Here is an 18659-nt window from a genome sequence, read left to right as displayed (position 1 = left end):
ATTATTCTTTGATTTATTTATCTCCGTATACTTCTTTAACAAACTTTTCGTAACTCAATTCTTTTACTTTTATGTTTGCTTTTTCTTTATAAAGCGATAATAATTTTTGGCTTACTAATTGCTCAGAAATACGACGTGCCTCATCTTGATTTGATAATACACGATCAGCAATATCATCCAACTCTTTATCAGAAGGATTCATTTGTCCAAATTGAGCCATTTGCCCTTTTATCATCTCGCGAGCATGACCTTTAATGTCGTCCATAGTAACTTGGACATTGTTTTCTTCAATTAGCTTGCCTTCAATTAATTGATAACGTAAGCTTTTTTCAGATTTATCATATTCTTCTTTAGCTTGTTCTGCATCCATTTCTTTTTCGCCTGCAGTTTGCATCCATTTTGTAAGGAACTCTGCTGGTAAATCGAATTTTGTGTTTTCAACTAAATACTCAGTAACATCATTTAAAAGCTTTTGATCTGATTGTTGAACAAATTGCTTTTCTGCGTCTTCTTTTATTTTTGCTCTTAATTCGGTAACAGACTTTACACCATCTTTTCCAAATAGCTTATCAAACAGCTCTTGATCTAAATCTGCTAATTCTCTTTCATTAATTTCAGAAATTGTAAAAGACACTTCAATATCTAAACCATGGGCATCATCATGTTCAATTTTTAAAGCGTGCATTAAATCATGATCATCTTCAAAAAGACCTTTAGTTTTTAATACAATAACATCTCCCGCCTTAGCTCCAATAAATTGTTTAGCAGTTGCTTTACCTTTAAATTTATCTAAAGTTAAAGTTACTTTATTATCAATCTCTTTTTCTTCGTTAGTATATGTTCCTGTAATTTCACTATCTTTTTCAACAGTATCTTGAGATACTAATTTTCCGTATTGCTTTTGAATACGTTCAATTTGCTCATCAATCATTTTATCATCGGCCACAATGTTGTATTGTGTAATAGCTTTTTTGCTTTTCAAGTTTACATCAAATTCTGGGGCTAAGCCTAATTCGAATTCAAAAGAAAATCCTTCAGCATCCCAATCAATATCATCTTGTGGTTTTGGTAATGGTTGCCCTAAAACATCTAGCTTTTCTTCAGTTAAATATTTGTTTAAAGCATCTTGCAAAAGCTTGTTCACCTCATCAACTAAAACCGCTTTTCCATATTGCTTTTTTACCATTCCCATTGGCACATGCCCCTTTCTAAAACCAGGAATATTAGCCGTTTTACGGTAATCTGTTAATATTTTTTCAACTTTATCGCTATAATCTTCTTTAGCAATATCAACTTTTACTACTGCATTTAATGCATCAACGTTTTCTCTTGTAATATTCATTTTAATGATATAAAGCCTTAAATCAGGCATTTAACAAAAAGGTTTCATTATAAAAACCTAAAATTTATGTAACCAAAATTGGGATGCAAAAATAACATATTTTTACATCCCAACAAAGTTTTTAAATACTTGATTTTGAAGCTATTTTTTATCTTCTTTTAAAAGAGAATGTAAGATAGATTGCAAGATAGAAAGTAGTATACTAAATAACACTGCAATCCAAATACTACTTACCGAAAAACCATCAATAAGTTTATCTGCTAATAAAATAATTAGTGCATTAATTATAAGCAAAAATAAGCCTAGTGTTACAATAGTTATTGGTAGTGTTAAAATAACTAAAACGGGTTTAACAAACAGGTTTAACACTGATAAAACCACAGCAACAATAATAGCGGTTACATAAGTATCTACATTTACGCCAGATAAAAAGTGAGCAATTACAAATACTGCAACGGCATTTAATAGAAGTTTGATAAGGAGTTTCATTTAAATAATTTTTAATATGAATTGCTACAAATTCACAAATGTTTTACAAAACTAGATTATCTTTAAAGGTAATGAAATTTAAGAACAAAATCTAACATACAAATTGCATCACAGCTTCAAAAAAGTCTTTCGGATTTTCGGCATGTAACCAATGCCCTGAATTTGAAATGTTACCTATTTTTGCTTTTGGAAAATGATTAATAATTAATCTTTCATCATCAACACCTATATATTCTGATCGGTCACCACGCAAAAACAAGGTATCTTTTTCAAATCTTGAATAACTTGGTAATGCTTCACCAATTTCGGCAACTTCATTTTTTAAAACCTCTAAATTAATGCGTAGGGCTAACTTACCTTTTTCGATCCAATACAGGTTTTTAAGTAAAAACTGGCGCGTTCCAAAATCTGAAACATAATTACTTAAAATAGTATCTGCCTGCCCTCTGCTTTTTATAGTGTCAAAATTTAAAGTACTTAACCCTTCTAGTATGGTGTCATGATGAATAGGGTAAAAGCGCGGTGAAATATCAGCAACAACTAGTTTTAAAACTATATCGGGATACTCCGTTGCAAATAGCATAGCTGTTTTCCCTCCCATAGAATGCCCAAGTAATATGATGTCTTTTAACTGATGTGCATCGCAATAATGTTTTAAATCCTCAGCAAGAATCTCATAATTAAAAGCATCACTCCAAAAGCTTCGCCCATGATTTCGTTGATCAATCATATGCAACTCAAAACCTTGTTCGCTAAACTGCCGCCCTAATGTTTTCCAGTTATCACTCATACCTAAAAAGCCGTGTAGAATTACAAATGGTTGCCCTTCTCCTATAATATTTGAGTGTAAAATTTCTTTAGTCACAACGAATTTTTTGAATATTTTTTATTTAACTGTAAGCTTATTTAAGTTTCTTCAAATACATTTGAATTACGTTCTCAACACCTAAATACAAGCTTTCTGAAATAAGTGCATGACCAATTGAAACTTCTAATAATTCTGGAATATTTTCTTTAAAAAACTTAATATTATCAAGAGACAAATCATGCCCAGCATTAATCCCTAAGCCTAAACTATTTGCTAATTCGGCGCAATCTGCGTAAGGCTTAATAGCTTTTTTATTACCTAAACTATATTCATGTGCAAATGCTTCTGTGTACAGTTCAATTCTATCGGTTCCAGTTTCTTTAGCGCCTTCTATTTGATCTAAAACGGGGTCAACAAAAATAGATGTTCTTATACCATTTTGTTTAAATTCCGCTATCACATCAGCTAAAAAGCTCCTATGCTTTATGGTATCCCAACCTGCATTACTCGTTATTGCATCAACAGCATCAGGAACTAGTGTTACTTGCGTAGGTTTAACTTCTAAAACCAAATCAATAAATTTAGTTATAGGATTTCCTTCAATATTATATTCGGTATAAACCTCTGGCTTTAAATCGTGAGCATCTTGATAACGAATATGGCGCTCATCTGGTCTGGGGTGAATTGTTATCCCTTCTGCTCCAAATCGTTGAGCGTCTTTTGCAAACTGTACTACATTTGGCATATCGCCACCTCTAGAGTTTCGTAAAGTCGCTATCTTATTAATATTTACACTTAACTTTGTCATCTGTCTATTTTAAAAGACAAAAATACAAAGTAGAACAAGCTTATATACTATTTTTTTGATTAATTTGCACACTTATAAAGTAAGATAATGAGACTTTCAGAATACATTATTAATGACATAAAGCCCTTAAATGGTGATAGCAAAATAAGTGATTTGCAATTGTTGTTTAACCAATTGACCTATTCCCACATCCCCGTTAAAGACAAAAACAACAGCTATTTAGGAAGCTTTTCTGAAACCGATGCACATTGTTTTGATGGTGAAAAGCTTATAAGTGAATATCTATACTCTATCGAAGATTTTTATGTTAGAGACACCACAATATGGCTTGATGTGTTAGAAGCTTTTGCAAAAAACTCTTCTAATATTATGCCCGTTTTAGATGCAAGAAATGTGTATTTGGGTTATTATGAATTAAATGATGTTATTGGCCTTTTTAACGAAACACCTTTCTTTTTTGAAGCCGGTGGCATTTTAGTTATTGAAAAAGGGATTTTAGATTATTCGTTTAGCGAAATAAGCCAGATTGTTGAATCGAACAACGGCAAACTTTTAGGTGCTTTTGTTTCAAAAATGAAGAATGATGTAGTTCAAATTACCTTAAAAATTGGCAACTCTAGCCTTAATGAAATTATACAGACCTTTAGAAGATACAGTTATAATATTGTTTCTGGGCACGAAGAAGACAGCTACAATGAAAGCCTTAAAGAACGATCAGATTATTTGAGAAAATATTTAAATATGTAAACTATGAAGGTTGCAGTTTTTGGACGATTTTACAATGAACGTACAACAATTTCGGTTGAGACACTCTTTAATTATTTATTAAAAAACAATTTTGATGCTTATATAGAAACAGAATTTTACAACCTAATAAAAAAAGAAGAGCAAAATAAAAAAGATTACGCTTCATTTAAAACATTTGAAGTTTTAGACCCCTCTTTTGATTTACTTGTTAGTGTTGGTGGAGACGGCACTATTTTAAGAGCCATTACATTTGTGCAAGATTTAGGCATTCCAATAATAGGAATTAACACAGGAAGGTTGGGTTTTTTAGCTACTATTCAAGTTGATGGTATAGAAAACGCTATACAAGATATTATTGATGGTAAATACAGAATATCTGAACGTAGTTTACTTTCAGTTGAAACTACTCCAAAAAATGAAACTATTACTTCTCTTAATTTTGCTTTAAACGAAGTGGCAGTAAGTAGAAAAAATACAACCTCTATGATTACTGTTGAAACTCATTTAGATAATGAGTATTTAACATCGTATTGGAGTGATGGTTTAATTGTTTCTACACCTACAGGTTCCACAGGTTATTCTTTAAGTTGTGGAGGACCTGTTATAACTCCGGGCACTAATAGCTTTGTGTTAACTCCAATAGCGCCACATAATTTAAGTGCACGCCCTTTGGTAATTCCCGATACTACCGAAATACAATTAAAAGTAGATGGTAGAGAAGAACAACATTTAGTATCACTCGATTCAAGAATTGCAACTTTAGATAATGGTACTTTAATCAAAATTAAAAAGGCACCATTCAAAATTAAAATGATAGACCTTTTAAATGAAAGCTTTCTAACCACTCTTCGCAAAAAACTACTTTGGGGAGAAGACAAGCGTAATTAGGCAATATTTCAATAGAAAAACTGTTTAACATCATACAATTTAGCTCAAATTAAAGTTTAATTAGTATTGAGCTAATCTTATTTATTATATTTGCAAACTTTGAATATTTATGAAGCATTTAACCGTACTGATATTAAGCATTTTAAGCTTTCAATTAAACCATTCGCAAATTAACGAAATTGGTGTTTTTGCAGGTGGTAGTAATTTTATTGGAGATGTTGGTGCTACCAACTACATTTCTCCTGATAGTCCTGCTTTAGGTTTAATATACAAATGGAATGCAAGCCCAAGGCATTCATGGAGAGCATCCATTATATACTCTGATTTAAAAGCGAATGATATAGATTCGGATGATCCAAGACGAATACAGAGAGGATATAATTTTGATTCCAACTTATTAGAAATATCAGCTGGTATAGAGTTTACTTTTTTCGATTTCAATTTACATACTGGCGAAAAAATTGCGACACCTTATATATATTCGGGCATAAGTGTTGCCAAGCACGACAATCATTACTTTTTAAATGGTGTACAAACTTCTGAGAATAATTCTAGTTGGGCCTATGGTATTCCTATGGCATTAGGTGTAAAAGCTAATCTTTTAGGAGATTTTATTTTAGGTATTGAGGTTGGAGCACGTTATACTTTTTCAGATGAAATTGATGGTAGTGTTCCAGATAGCAAGACAAACTTGCAATATCGATTTGGTAATATAAACAACAATGATTGGTATGTCTTTTCAGGTATTACTTTGACATACACTTTTGGTTTAAACCCTTGTTATTGTCCTACAGATTAAATGAATTTAAAAGAAAACATACAAACTAATGCGTTACCAAAACACATTGCCATAATTATGGATGGCAATGGAAGATGGGCTAAGCAAAAAGGTATGTTGCGTGCTTTTGGCCACGAAAATGGCACAAAAGCAGTAAGAGAAGCCGTTGAAACTTCTGCAGAGCTTGGTATTGAGAATTTAACTCTTTACGCATTTTCCACCGAAAATTGGAACAGACCTAAACTTGAAGTTCAAACCTTAATGAAACTTTTAGTGTCTTCATTAAAAAAAGAAATAAAAACACTTCAAGAAAACAATATTAAGCTTTCAGCCATTGGCAACTTAAATACACTGCCAAAAAAAGTATATAAAGAACTTCAAGAGGTTATAGAAAGCACAAAAAACAACCAAAGGATGACTTTAACACTAGCTTTAAGTTACGGTTCTAGGGAAGAAATCCTAAATACTGTTAAAGAGATTAGTATTAAAGTTAAAAATAATATAATTTCGCCCGAAAAAATTGATGAATCGATTATAAATGAGCATCTTTACACGCAAAATTTACCAGATGTAGATTTGCTTATTAGAACCAGTGGCGAACAACGTATAAGTAATTTTTTGCTTTGGCAAATTGCATATGCAGAATTGTACTTTACCAGTACACTTTGGCCTGATTTTACAAAGCAACATTTGTATGAAGCTATTATTGAATATCAAAAAAGAGAACGACGATTTGGGAAAACAAGTGAACAACTTAGCTAATATTTTATCTTTGACAACTTATATAAAACATTGCTTAGTAGCATTAATAATTGCTTTTAGTTTTAATGCACAAGCGCAAGATTTACCATATAGCGATGGTAAAAAATACACTTTAGGAGGTATTTCTGTTTCTGGTAACACTACATTTAGTGAAGCTACAATTATAACAACTTCTGGCCTAAGAAAAGGCAAAGAAATAACTATTCCTGGGGAAGATATTAGTAAAGCAATTAAAAAACTTTGGGGATATAAATTGTTTAGCGACATTGAAGTATATATTTCTAAAATAGAAGGTGATATTGCCTATTTAGAAATTAGACTATCTGATTTACCACAACTTAATGAGTTAAAAATTAATGGTGTTAAAAAGGGCAAAAAAGAAGCCATTATCAAAGAAACTGGTTTAAATAAAGGCACTAAAGTAACCGAAAACCTTATAACTACTACCAAAAATTTTCTTACTAAAAAATATAAAAAAAATGGTTTTTATAATTCCAAAATATTAATAAACACCATCGATGTAAAAGATTCTTTAGAAACAGCTAGAGTTAATATGGTATTAAATATTGACAAAGGCGAAAAAGTTAAAGTTAAAGATATTGTATTTAGCGGCAATAATGTTTTAAGTGATAAAAAGCTTAGAAAGGCCATGAAAAATACAAAAAAGATAAACCGATTACGCATATTAAAGCGTTCAAAATTTATTGATTCTGCCTATCAAGCAGATTTAAACCATGTTATAGATAAATATAAAGAGAACGGCTATAGAGATGCGCGCATTTTATCTGACAGTCTAGTTGTTAATGACGATAACAAAACCGTATCGCTTCATATAAATGTTAATGAAGGCGAACTGTACACTTTTGGAGATATTACTTTTATTGGCAACACTGTATATTCAAACGAGCAATTAAACAGATATTTACGAATTAAAAAAGGCGACACATATAATGGTGTTTTATTACAAGAGCGTATTGCTGATAATTCAAAACCTGATGCTGCTGACATAACAAACCTATATCAAAATAGTGGATATTTATTCTCTTCTATTAATCCAGTAGAAGTTAATGCAGACGGCAATGTTATCGACATGGAAATTAGAATATCTGAAGGAAAGCCAGCCTATTTCAATAAAGTTTCAGTAGTAGGAAACGACAAAACTAACGATCATGTTATTTACAGAATGTTACGTACTCGCCCTGGGCAGTTATACAGTAAAGAAAATGTTGTTCGTTCGGTAAGAGAACTAGGTCAATTAGGCTTTTTTGATGCTCAAGAAATTTCGCCAAACTTTAACAACCCTAACCCTAATGAAGGTACTATAGACATGGAGTACTCTGTTAAAGAAACTGGTTCTAGTCAAATAGAATTACAAGGAGGTTACGGCGGTGGCGGATTTATTGGAACTCTTGGTCTTTCTTTTAATAATTTTTCTATTAAAGATATCTTCAAAAAAGAGGCATACAAACCAATTCCAATGGGTGATGGGCAAAAATTGGCTTTACGTTTACAAGCGAGTCGTTTTTATCAAACCTATAGCTTTTCATTTTCTGAACCTTGGTTAGGAGGTAAAAAACCTGTACAATTTTCTACATCATTATCGCATACAAAACAATTTTTATACAATCCTATAACTAGAAATGCTGATAAGTCTAGACGTTTTAATATTACAGGTCTTTCAGTAGGTTTAGCAAAACGATTAACGGTTCCTGATGATTATTTTACATTATCTCAAGCTGTAAGTTTTCAGCACTACGATTTACAAAACTATAATACAGGTTTATTTACGTTTGGAGACGGTAGTTCAAACAACTTATCATATACTATTGGTTTAAGTAGAAATAACACCAGAATAGACCCTATTTATCCAACTGGCGGCTCAAACTTTTCTGCTACCGCTAAATTTTCTGTTCCTTATTCATTATTTAATAAAGTAGATTACAAAGCACTTAAAGATGAGCGAGATGATTTAGAAATTATAATTGGTGATGGTACAAAAACTATTGATGAAAGAACAGAAGCATCAGATAGAGTTGGAGAAATAGATCAAGAACGCTACAAGTGGTTAGAGTTTTACAAAATAAACTTTAAAGGAGATTGGTATACGGAAATTGTAAAAGATTTAGTATTAAAACCAAGTGTAGAATTTGGGTTCTTAGGTGCCTATAACAATGACAGAGGTGTTATTCCTTTTGAGCGTTTCTTTGTTGGTGGTGATGGTTTAGGCAATTATAGTTTGGACGGTAGAGAGGCTATTGCGCTTCGTGGCTATCCAAACCAGTCTTTATCTGATCAAGATGGAGGTACAATTTACAATAAGTTTTCGTTAGAACTTCGTTACCCAATTACATTAAAAGCTTCTGCTAAAATATATGCATTAGGCTTTTTAGAAGGTGGAGCTTCTTATAATAGTTTTAGAGATTACAACCCTTTTGATATTAAACGATCAGCTGGTTTAGGTATTCGTATTTTCATGCCTGCATTTGGTTTATTAGGTATCGATTTCGGTCACGGGTTTGATGCATTGCCAGGGCAAACTGCTAAAAATGGCTGGGAGACACATTTCATTATTGGGCAACAGTTTTAATCAATCAATATTATAACAAAATTTATTTTGGCACGATATTTTCTAATAACAATTTGATGATTTGAATAAGAATTGAAATTTTTCAGATTAAAATTCGTTAATTTTGAAAATACAATTCAAAGAATGACAGAATTTAAAAAAATTATCATCTGTCTATTTTAGAATTTATAGCTATAAATTATAAAAATATTAAACAGATGCAAAACAAAGTTCTTTTTTTACTGATACTAGTGTTTACATTAAGTATATCGTTACATGCACAGCGTGGGGTACGAATTGGATATATTGATACAGAGTATATTTTAGAAAATGTTCCAGAATATCAAGAAGCTATATCTCAATTAGATGAAAAGGCTCAAAAATGGAACAATGAAATTCAAACCAAACTAAGTGCTGTTGAACAAAAACGTAAAGATTTAAGTAATGAAAAAGCACTTTTAACAAAAGAACTTGTTGATGAACGCGAAGAAGATATAACTTTTGAAGAACAAGAAATATTAGATTACCAACAAAAACGTTTCGGCCCTAATGGTGATTTAATGATTCAGAAAAAGCAATTAATGCAACCTATACAAGATCAAATTTTTGCTGCCGTACAAGATTTAGCTGGAAGTAGAAAATACGATTTTATATTTGATAAATCTGCAGATGTTGTTATGCTATATTCGGCTAAACAATTTGATTTAAGCGAACAGATTTTAAGAAGTATTAAAAGAGCATCAAAACGTAAGCAAGTTCAAACAAAAGCTGAACGAAAAGCTGCAGAAAAAGAAGAAGTTGTACCAGAGGTTAATTTAGAATTGGAAGAACGTCAAAAAGCATTAGAAGAGAAGAAAGCAGCTCGAGAAAGTGCTATTGAAATAGCAAGACAAAAAAAATTAGCGGCTCGTGACGCAAAAGTAAAAGCTGCTGCTGAAAGACGTCAAAAAATATTGGACGATCGTGCAAAAGCTAAACAGGCTAAATTGGATGCTAAAAATAAAACAACCGAAGCAGGAAAATCTGTTGATGAAAAAACAACTGGAGAGACTAAAACGAGAGCACAACTTGTTGAAGAAAACAGACAAAAAAAATTAAAAGAAAGAGAAGCGAGAAAAAAGGCTCTAGACGACAAAAAGAAAAAAATATTAGAAGAGCGTCAAAAAATAAAAGACAGTATAAATAACAATTAACAAAACAATTTATAACACATTAATACTATTTAAAAATGAAACAATTTAAAACTATTTTATTAGCAACGGCATTATGTATAGGAACTCTTAGTTTTACACAAGCACAAAGTAAAGTTGCCCATATAAATACTCAAGAATTAATAACTGCTATGCCAGAAATGAAAGCGGCACAAACGCAGATGGAAACATTGAGAAAAACTTACGAAACTGATATCCAAACTATGGCTACTGAGTTTCAAACTAAAGTAAAGCAATACGATGCTGAAGCTTCTACGAAAACTCAAGAAGAGAACACTAAAAGGGCTCAAGAAGTACAAACTATGGAGCAAAATATTCGTCAATTTCAAGGGCAAGCTCAACAAGATATGCAAACTAAGGAGCTTGAACTTTTAAAGCCTATAACAGAAAAAGCCAAAGCAGCAATATTAAAAGTATCAAGAGCTCAAGGTTTCGAATATGTTTTAGATTCGGCACAAGGTGTAGTAATTATGTCTGATGGTAAAAATTTACTTGATGATGTAAAAAAAGAACTAGGAATATAAAAACACTCAATAAAAATAATATAAAAGCTACCTTAATCAAGGTGGCTTTTTGTTTTTATTGAGTAAATTTATACGCATATGAGTACATTTCCTATTGGTGTTTTTGATTCAGGTGTTGGTGGAACTTCTATATGGAAAGAAATCCACCACCTTTTACCTAATGAAAATACTATATATTTAGCCGACAGTAAAAATGCTCCTTTTGGCCCAAAGGGAAAAGAAGCTATTATTAAACTTAGCGCAAAAAACACTGAGTTTTTATTAAATAAAAAATGTAAGCTTATCGTAGTGGCTTGTAACACTGCTACTACCAATGCTATTGATTATCTTCGAGAAACTTATAATGTTCCATTTATTGGTATTGAACCTGCAATAAAACCTGCTGCATTGCGAACCAAAACAAATGCTATTGGTATTTTAGCCACTAAAGGGACTTTAAGTAGCTCTTTATTCTCAAAAACTTCTGGGTTATTTACTAGCAACATTAATGTTATTGAACAAGTTGGAGAAGGTGTTGTACAGCTTATTGAAAGCGGAAAATTACATTCTGAGGACATGAAGGCCTTACTTAAATTGTATTTACAACCTATGATTGATGCCAACATTGATTATTTAGTTTTAGGATGCACGCATTATCCTTATTTAATGCCTTTACTTATTGATTTATTACCAAATAACGTAAAGATTATTGATTCTGGCGAAGCTGTAGCTAGACAAACTAAAGCTGTTTTAAAGCAGAATAATTTATTGAATACTGAAACTACAATTGCAAAAAACATTTTTTTCTCAAATGGAAACCCAGAAGTTATGAAGCCCCTTTTGGACGAAATATATAATGTGGATTATTTGGACTTTTAATTGAACCCTTTTTGCGTTAGCGATTGCAGTGGCATCCTTTTTTGAGGCACGAGAAAAAGATATAACGGAAAGCGCGACCATTTGCACTGAGCGCAGTCGAAGTGTTGTGGTAACGCCTTACTCTTTAAACCAACCTGAATATTTTATATAATTATTTGCTATACGGTCTATTTCGCCTGAAATAAGTTCTTGGCTAATATCTTTTACCTTTTTTGCTGGAACCCCTGCGTAGATACTACCAGCTTCTACCCTTGTATTTTGAGTTACAACTGCTCCTGCTGCAATAATACTGTTACTCTCTACAATACAATCATCCATAATAATACTACCCATCCCTACTAAAACATTATCGTGAATCGTGCAACCGTGCACAATGGCATTGTGACCAATAGACACATTATTTCCAATGGTTGTGGGTGATTTTTGATAGGTAGCGTGTATAACAGCACCATCTTGCACATTAACTTTGTTTCCCATTTTTATGTAATGTACATCGCCACGAATTACTGCACTAAACCAAACACTGCATTGGCTGCCCATTACGACATCGCCAACAATGGTTGCGTTTTCGGCTACATAACAATCGTCTGGCACTTGTGGTGATTTTCCGTTTACTGGTTTTATTATTGGCATCTGTTACTGTTTATGTGTTGTTTCATTAAGTTGTTATTGTGAAGCAAATTTATTTGCAGTGACAATCTCTTAGTAAGTTTACTATTATTTGATTTTCACTTTAAAAGATTACCACATCACTTATTTATCTACTAGTAATGACAAATCTATTTAAAATAGGATAATAAACCTGATTTTTTTGATGCTGAAACCATAATTTCCTTTCCGTTACTTAATACCACGCTTCCTCCTTTACCTTTTACGTATTTAACAACCTCGTTTACATTTACTAAATACGATTTGTGTACACGAGCAAAACTTGTATCCTTTAAAATATCCTCAAAATATTTAAGTGTTTTACTTACCAGTTTCTTTTTATTGGTGTTGAGGAAAATCTCGGTATAATTATCATCAGCTTTACAGTATAAAATATCTGATGTATTAATAACCTCAAAACCATTTAGCTGCGGAATAGTAATTTTACCATTTACTGTATTTGTTTTTGGGACTAATACTTGATTTTGAAGCGCTTCTTCTTTGGTTTTTATTTCGGTTACATAGTCAACTGCTTTTATAAGCTCGTCTATAGAAATGGGTTTCATTAAATAATACGATGCATGCGCATTTAAAGCATCCATAGCATAGTGATTGTAAGCGGTTACAAATACGGTTTCAAAATCTATATCGCCAACCTTTTCAAGTAAATCGAAAGCATTACCATAGGGCATTTCTACGTCGAGAAACACCAAATCTAAATCATTATTCCTAATCAATACTAAAGCCTGTTCAACGTTTTCAGCTTCGCCTAAAACAGTTACATTTGGACAATACTTTTTTAAGTAATTCTTTAGAATTTGCCTGCTTGTTTCTTCGTCTTCAACTATGATTGAGGTTAGTTTCATTTTTAATCCTTTTTAAGTGTTACCACAACTTTGGTTCCTGTGTCTTCCTTATTTTGAAAATCGTCAATAAAAACATCAACCTTATCTTTATACATTGCGTTTAAAATTGATACACGCTTCTTAATATTACCCATACCTTTTGAGTTTTGCTTTTGCTGATGTTCGGTTTTTAAAGACTTCGATTTTTTTCTACCAATACCGTCATCTACAATCTCTATGCTTATTTCATCAGGCTTGGTTTGAGTAATTTTAATATCTAAACGCCCCTTACTTTTTTTGTATCTCAGTCCGTGCCAAACGGCATTTTCAATATAAGGTTGTAATAGCATTGGCGGAATTACAAAATTGTTTACATTAATGTTTTCATCCACAGTAATATTATAATCAAACTTATCTTTAAACCTAAAGTGTTCTAATTTTGTGTATAATTGCAATAACTCTATTTCCTTTTCTAATGGAATAAAATCTTCTTCGCTATTTTCTAAAACAGCTCGCATTAATAATGAGAAATCTGATAAATATTTATTTGCTGTTCGCTCATCGTTCGAGGCTATAAAACTATTTACAGAGTTTAAGGCATTAAATATAAAATGCGGATTCATTTGACTGCGTAACGTTTTTAATGCCAATAAATTATTAGCTAACCGTTGTTGCTTTATATATTTAAACATTAAAAATGCTGTAACTAACAACAATAGAACCCCTCCAATTAGCGAGTAAATAATTAATTTTTGTGTTCGGGCTTGCTCAACATTAAGTTGATATTTACTTTCTGAGAGCTCTCTATCACTCTCTAAACTTAAAATCCTGTTTTGTTTACTAATAATATCTTGACTAAATCGTGCCGCTTGCGATATTTCTTGCTCTCTTTTTACATAGACTTTGTCTAATAAGCTTATGTAATTTTCAAACGCAATTCGTGCTTTATCAAATTCGCCAGCGTCACGTAATACGTCTGATAGTTTTTTAGTTGCATCTTTTTGAACGATTAAATCTTCTTTATCATCAGCTTCTTCAATACTTTTTTCAAGATAGGTTATAGCGTTTCCATAATCTTTTTGCAAAGCATAGGCATTTCCTATTTTATAATTTTGTTTTTGTGGTGTTAAGGCACTTTTGTTATCGAAAACCGAATCGCTCTCTATATCATTTATATCATCCAAAGCTTCTTTACGCAGTTCTATTTCGCTGGAATAATCATTTAAATTATTTTGAAAATCTGCTACTTTAACTTTTTCCTCTACGCCTCTTCTTTTGTTTTCTTGACTAGCTAACTTAAGAGAATTACTAAATCGAAGTTGTGCTTCTTGGAGCTCTCCATTATTAATATGTGCTTGAGCTAGTTTAGAATTTAAATCCGTAATCTTTGGAGTTATTAAATGTTTTTGTGCCACTTCTAACCCTTTTGTATAAGCATCTATTGAAGCGTCAAAAGCTTTTGTGTTTTGGTGTACATCTCCAAGCCCCTCGTAAAGCGAAACGAGTTGCCAATTTGATAGTTGCTTCTTATCAATCTCATTATAAATACTAAGGCTTTCTTGGTAATTTTTATTAAGCTGATACGCTTTCGCTAATTTAATTTTAACGGCATTACTTGTTCTATTTTGAATACTAATTCTGTAATTTGAAACTGCCAAATCAAACTGTTTCCAATACGTGTAAATATCACCTAAAACTTCGTAAGCTTCACTATTTTGCTTAACTGACCTACTATCCTTTAAAGCATCTGCAATAAATTGAATGCTCTTTTTTGCATCTTTTTTTAAATATACTTCTGCAGAGTCTATAAGTGATTTAAAGACTTGGGTATTTGCTTTTGATTTAAAAAGTTTGCTTCTGTACTCTTCTATTTTATTAGGTTCTACCTTAACTTTAATGCGCTCACTATCTTCAATAATATAATAAACCGTTTCAAAATCTTTATGCTTTATCGTAAGCTCGTCACCCTTTTTTGCAACAATTTTAAATTCTCCTAAAGCGTCAGTTGTGGTATATGCACCACCTCCAACTTCTATATTAACATTAGATATTGGCTTATTGGTATCACTCTCTATTACAGAGCCACGTACAGTAAATCTTTTTTCTGAGTTTATAGCATCGTTTCTTTCTTGAGCAAGTAAAAAACTTGTGCAAAAAAGAAGGCATAAAAAACTAATGTATTTAACTAATAACTTCATGGTTACTTTATAATAGATAAACTTACGCACTTTCTTTGTTATAATAAAATGGTCATTTTACAATTGTTCATGTTTTTATGTTGAAAAAGTATCTTTTACCCAATCAAAAGTTTTGTTTACTCATCCAAATTACTATTTAACTCATTCCTCTTTTTTTAAGAAAAAAGTTGCTTTTAGTTTTACACTGTTAATCAGAAAACAATAATCTTATGAAAATTACAAATCACCTTTTTTTTGCCCTTTTATTTACAATCGTGTCTTTTTCTCAAAACGGAGAAAAAAATTTTATCGATCAGCCATACATTGAAGTCACAGGGCAAATAGAAACTGAAATTATTCCCAATGAAATCTATTTAAACATTGAACTTGATGAAAATGACAAAAAAGGCAAAATAAGTATTGAGCAACAAGAAAATCAAATGATAACAATTTTAAAATCTTTAAATATAGATTTAGACAAAAATTTCTCCATTTTGGATTTTAATGGATACTACAAAAGAAAGTTTTTAGGCGATGATAAAGTAACAAAAAAGAAACATTATGAATTAATTGTAAACGATGGCGAAACTCTAGGCAAAGTATATCAAGCTTTAGATAGAATTGATGTTTCTAATATTCATATCACTAAAACAAGTCATTCTGATATTGAAAAAATAAGAAGAGACACTAAGTTAAAAGCCCTTAAAGTAGCTAAAGAAAAAGCTAATGATTATGCAACGGTAATTAATCAAACCATAGGGAAAGCCTTATTTGTTCAAGAACAAGCTACAAATAACTTAAACAGATTAAATGGTAACGCAAATGGTATTGTTATTAGAGGCTATAGTAACATTTATGGTTCAAGGGGCAAACAAGAAAAAATTCAAGATTTAAACATTAAAACTATTACAATAGCAGCCTCAGTTAAGGCAAAATTCTCATTAAATTAAAAAAGCCCATGATGGGCATTTGGTAAAACTATCATTAATCAAAAAAACAATATTATTATGAAAACACACTTTAAAATATTTCTTTTTAGCATGTTGCTAATGGGATTTACAGCCTGTAATGCAAATAATAAAAAAGTAAATACCAATTACGCGCAAGTACAAATAACAGCACATAAACCTAGTAAACAATACATAAAAGTTGCTCTTTTATTAGACACTAGCAATAGTATGGATGGGTTAATAGATCAAGCAAAAGCCCAACTTTGGGATATTGTAAATGAGTTATCGTATGCAAAATGCCATGATAGTAAACCAAATTTACAAATTGCTTTATATGAATACGGAAACGACAGGTTAAATGGAGACGAAGGTTATATAAGACAGGTTTTAACTTTTAGCGAAGATCTAGATGAAATTTCAAAAGAACTATTTTCGTTAACTACAAATGGTGGTGAAGAGTATTGTGGGCAAGTTATTCAAACTTCATTAAATCAACTAAAATGGGGTGATAATCCAGATGATTTAAAGCTTATTTTTATTGCAGGTAATGAACCTTTTACACAAGGAAAAATTCATTATAAAGATGCCTCAACTAATGCTAAAGAAAAAAATGTTACCATTAATACTATTTTTTGTGGTGATTACCAACAAGGTATTTCTAGCCGTTGGAAAGATGGGGCAAGCTTAACTAACGGCGACTATATGGCTATAAACCAAAACAATGCCACTGTACATATAGCATCGCCTTATGATGACGATATTTTAATTTTAAATCAAAAACTGAATAAAACTTATGTTATTTATGGACATGCTGGCAGACAAAAAATGGCTCTTCAAGCTGAGCAGGATACTAATGCTGGTTTATACAGTAAAGCTAATGCTGTTAGTAGAACAGTAAGCAAAAGCTCACATTTATATAAAAATAAATCTTGGGATTTAGTCGATGCAGAGAGAGAAGAAAATTTCAAATATGATGATTTAGAAAAAAGTCAATTACCAGAAGTTTTAAAAGGTAAATCTGAAACTGAAATTAAAGCTTATGTTGCTGAAAAACGAAAAGAACGGGAAAGCATTCAAAACAAAATTCAAGAGTTAAATAAAAAACGAAAACTCTATATTCTAGATCATAAAAAAGAAAACTCAAATGGGCTAGAAAACGCAATGACAAAAGCCATAAAAGAGCAAGCTAAAAAGAAAAAGTATACTTGGAATTAAAAAAAAGAGGCTCGTTATACGAGCCTCTTTTTTTAATTTACAGCAGGACATTTACAATCGTATTGTTTTCTTCTACAAGCAAAATTATACCCTAAGGTTAATTGGTGAAACCCTCCGTTGGTAAACACTAACGAGTTGGTTTGATAAGTATATGTATAAGCAAACATAAATTGCTTATAATCAACTCCTAATATTGGCGTTATTTGCTGTAGTTTTTGACTTTTTATAGTATTGGAGGTAGTAATATACTCAGCACCATCAGAACTTTGTCTGAATGATAAGCCTCCCCAAATTTTACCAAAATCCATTTCTTTATAAACCTTAGCATTAATATCAATTGAAGCTTCTTGAGTTGCATCTCTATATTGAAACATCAACGAAGGTTCATAACTCCATTCGCTCCCTAATTTACCAAAGATTCCTCCAACAGAAAACAAATATTTCCTTAAGTTACTTGTTATATTAGGGTCATCATTAATCCCTGCGTTTTTTAATACGTTTTTTACTGTAGCATGCGCATAGTAATCTAAATAATGGTATGAAAAGCCTATGTCGATATTAAAATTAGTTTCGTTTTGAACAATACCGTCAATAATATCATCTGGTCCATCAAATAAAAATGAAGTTTCATCTAACTTATATTGAATAAACCCTGCGCTTAAACCAAAAGACAGCATATTTAAATCTACTTCGTTTCTGGAAAATAAAAGGTGATGTGCATAGGTAGCATATGCTCCAGTTTGTGAATGGTATCCATTTCTATCTGTATACAAAATACCTCCAATTGCAGAAGGTGTATCGCCTATTCTTCCGTTTAAACTTAACGTAGTAAGTCTTGGAGCATCTTCATGTCCAAACCATTGTTGGCGTGATGTAAGTCTAATTTTCGAACAATTAGCTATACCTGCCATTGACGGGTGAATGAGGTAATAATTATCTGTTAAATAATCTGTATATATAGGCAATCCTTCTTGCGAAGTTGCAATTTGGGTGCTCAACACTCCTATAATTACTATAAAAATATGTTTTATTTTCATACTATA

The 18659-nt window shown here is 31.6% G+C and carries 18 protein-coding genes; 10 read left to right on the top strand and 8 right to left on the bottom strand.

What is annotated here, in order from left to right; translation table 11 throughout:
* Positions 1–13 precede the first annotated feature (13 nt).
* From tig to M3P09_RS10450, 4 genes are all read right to left on the bottom strand, one after another.
* Positions 14–1342, bottom strand: coding sequence for a trigger factor (tig, locus tag M3P09_RS10465; protein ID WP_249973086.1), 1329 nt, complete (start codon positions 1340–1342; stop codon positions 14–16).
* 141 nt (positions 1343–1483) lie between these two features.
* A complete protein-coding gene (locus M3P09_RS10460; protein WP_249973085.1) occupies positions 1484–1831 on the bottom strand; it encodes a phage holin family protein in 348 nt (115 codons plus the stop codon).
* Between the two features lie 91 nt (positions 1832–1922).
* Positions 1923–2696 (bottom strand): alpha/beta fold hydrolase, encoded by a 774-nt coding sequence (locus M3P09_RS10455; protein WP_347709810.1) that lies wholly within the window; start codon positions 2694–2696, stop codon positions 1923–1925.
* Between the two features lie 37 nt (positions 2697–2733).
* Entirely contained in the window at positions 2734–3447 is a 714-nt protein-coding gene (locus M3P09_RS10450) for a pyridoxine 5'-phosphate synthase (protein WP_249973084.1), read from the bottom strand.
* Between the two features lie 87 nt (positions 3448–3534).
* Between M3P09_RS10450 and M3P09_RS10445 the strand changes: the two genes are divergently transcribed.
* The 8 genes from M3P09_RS10445 (at position 3535) to murI (ending at position 11781) form a co-directional block, all read left to right on the top strand.
* Positions 3535–4194 (top strand): CBS domain-containing protein, encoded by a 660-nt coding sequence (locus tag M3P09_RS10445; protein ID WP_249973083.1) that lies wholly within the window; start codon positions 3535–3537, stop codon positions 4192–4194.
* Between the two features lie 3 nt (positions 4195–4197).
* Positions 4198–5082, top strand: a complete 885-nt coding sequence (locus M3P09_RS10440; protein WP_099563367.1) for an NAD kinase — start codon at positions 4198–4200, stop codon at positions 5080–5082.
* A gap of 109 nt (positions 5083–5191) precedes the next feature.
* Complete coding sequence (porG, locus tag M3P09_RS10435) at positions 5192–5881, top strand: type IX secretion system protein PorG (protein ID WP_249973082.1); 690 nt, start codon at positions 5192–5194, stop codon at positions 5879–5881.
* Positions 5882–6622 (top strand): undecaprenyl pyrophosphate synthase, encoded by a 741-nt coding sequence (gene uppS / locus M3P09_RS10430; protein ID WP_099563365.1) that lies wholly within the window; start codon positions 5882–5884, stop codon positions 6620–6622. It begins immediately after the preceding gene.
* Positions 6555–9209 (top strand): outer membrane protein assembly factor BamA, encoded by a 2655-nt coding sequence (gene bamA, locus M3P09_RS10425; RefSeq protein WP_099563364.1) that lies wholly within the window; start codon positions 6555–6557, stop codon positions 9207–9209. The genes uppS and bamA overlap by 68 nt, the downstream gene beginning before the upstream one ends.
* Before the next feature lie 197 nt (positions 9210–9406).
* A complete protein-coding gene (locus tag M3P09_RS10420; RefSeq protein WP_099563363.1) occupies positions 9407–10381 on the top strand; it encodes an OmpH family outer membrane protein in 975 nt (324 codons plus the stop codon).
* A gap of 35 nt (positions 10382–10416) precedes the next feature.
* Positions 10417–10923: an OmpH/Skp family outer membrane protein gene (locus M3P09_RS10415; protein WP_099563362.1), complete on the top strand. Its 507-nt coding sequence runs from the start codon at positions 10417–10419 to the stop codon at positions 10921–10923.
* Positions 10924–11001: 78 nt separating this feature from the next.
* A complete protein-coding gene (gene murI, locus M3P09_RS10410; RefSeq protein ID WP_249973081.1) occupies positions 11002–11781 on the top strand; it encodes a glutamate racemase in 780 nt (259 codons plus the stop codon).
* 117 nt (positions 11782–11898) lie between these two features.
* Here the strand turns inward: murI and M3P09_RS10405 are convergent, their stop codons facing one another.
* From M3P09_RS10405 to M3P09_RS10395, 3 genes are all read right to left on the bottom strand, one after another.
* Positions 11899–12414: a gamma carbonic anhydrase family protein gene (locus M3P09_RS10405; RefSeq protein ID WP_249973080.1), complete on the bottom strand. Its 516-nt coding sequence runs from the start codon at positions 12412–12414 to the stop codon at positions 11899–11901.
* 146 nt (positions 12415–12560) lie between these two features.
* Entirely contained in the window at positions 12561–13295 is a 735-nt protein-coding gene (locus M3P09_RS10400; RefSeq protein WP_249973079.1) for a LytR/AlgR family response regulator transcription factor, read from the bottom strand.
* A 2-nt stretch (positions 13296–13297) separates the two neighbouring features.
* Complete coding sequence (locus M3P09_RS10395) at positions 13298–15472, bottom strand: histidine kinase (protein ID WP_249973078.1); 2175 nt, start codon at positions 15470–15472, stop codon at positions 13298–13300.
* Between the two features lie 209 nt (positions 15473–15681).
* Between M3P09_RS10395 and M3P09_RS10390 the strand changes: the two genes are divergently transcribed.
* The gene (locus M3P09_RS10390; protein WP_249973077.1) at positions 15682–16401 is read left to right on the top strand and encodes an SIMPL domain-containing protein; all 720 of its coding nucleotides are present in this window, start codon (positions 15682–15684) and stop codon (positions 16399–16401) included.
* Positions 16402–16458: 57 nt separating this feature from the next.
* Complete coding sequence (locus tag M3P09_RS10385) at positions 16459–17616, top strand: vWA domain-containing protein (RefSeq protein ID WP_249973076.1); 1158 nt, start codon at positions 16459–16461, stop codon at positions 17614–17616.
* Positions 17617–17648: 32 nt separating this feature from the next.
* On the opposite strand, the gene M3P09_RS10380 is transcribed toward M3P09_RS10385, so the two are convergent.
* Positions 17649–18653 (bottom strand): PorP/SprF family type IX secretion system membrane protein, encoded by a 1005-nt coding sequence (locus M3P09_RS10380; protein ID WP_249973075.1) that lies wholly within the window; start codon positions 18651–18653, stop codon positions 17649–17651.
* Positions 18654–18659: the final 6 nt, after the last annotated feature.

The sequence above is a fragment of the Jejuia spongiicola genome, assembly GCF_023502325.1.
GTDB lineage: Bacteria > Bacteroidota > Bacteroidia > Flavobacteriales > Flavobacteriaceae > Wocania_A > Wocania_A spongiicola.
This window is presented reverse-complemented; position numbering and strand designations above follow the sequence as displayed.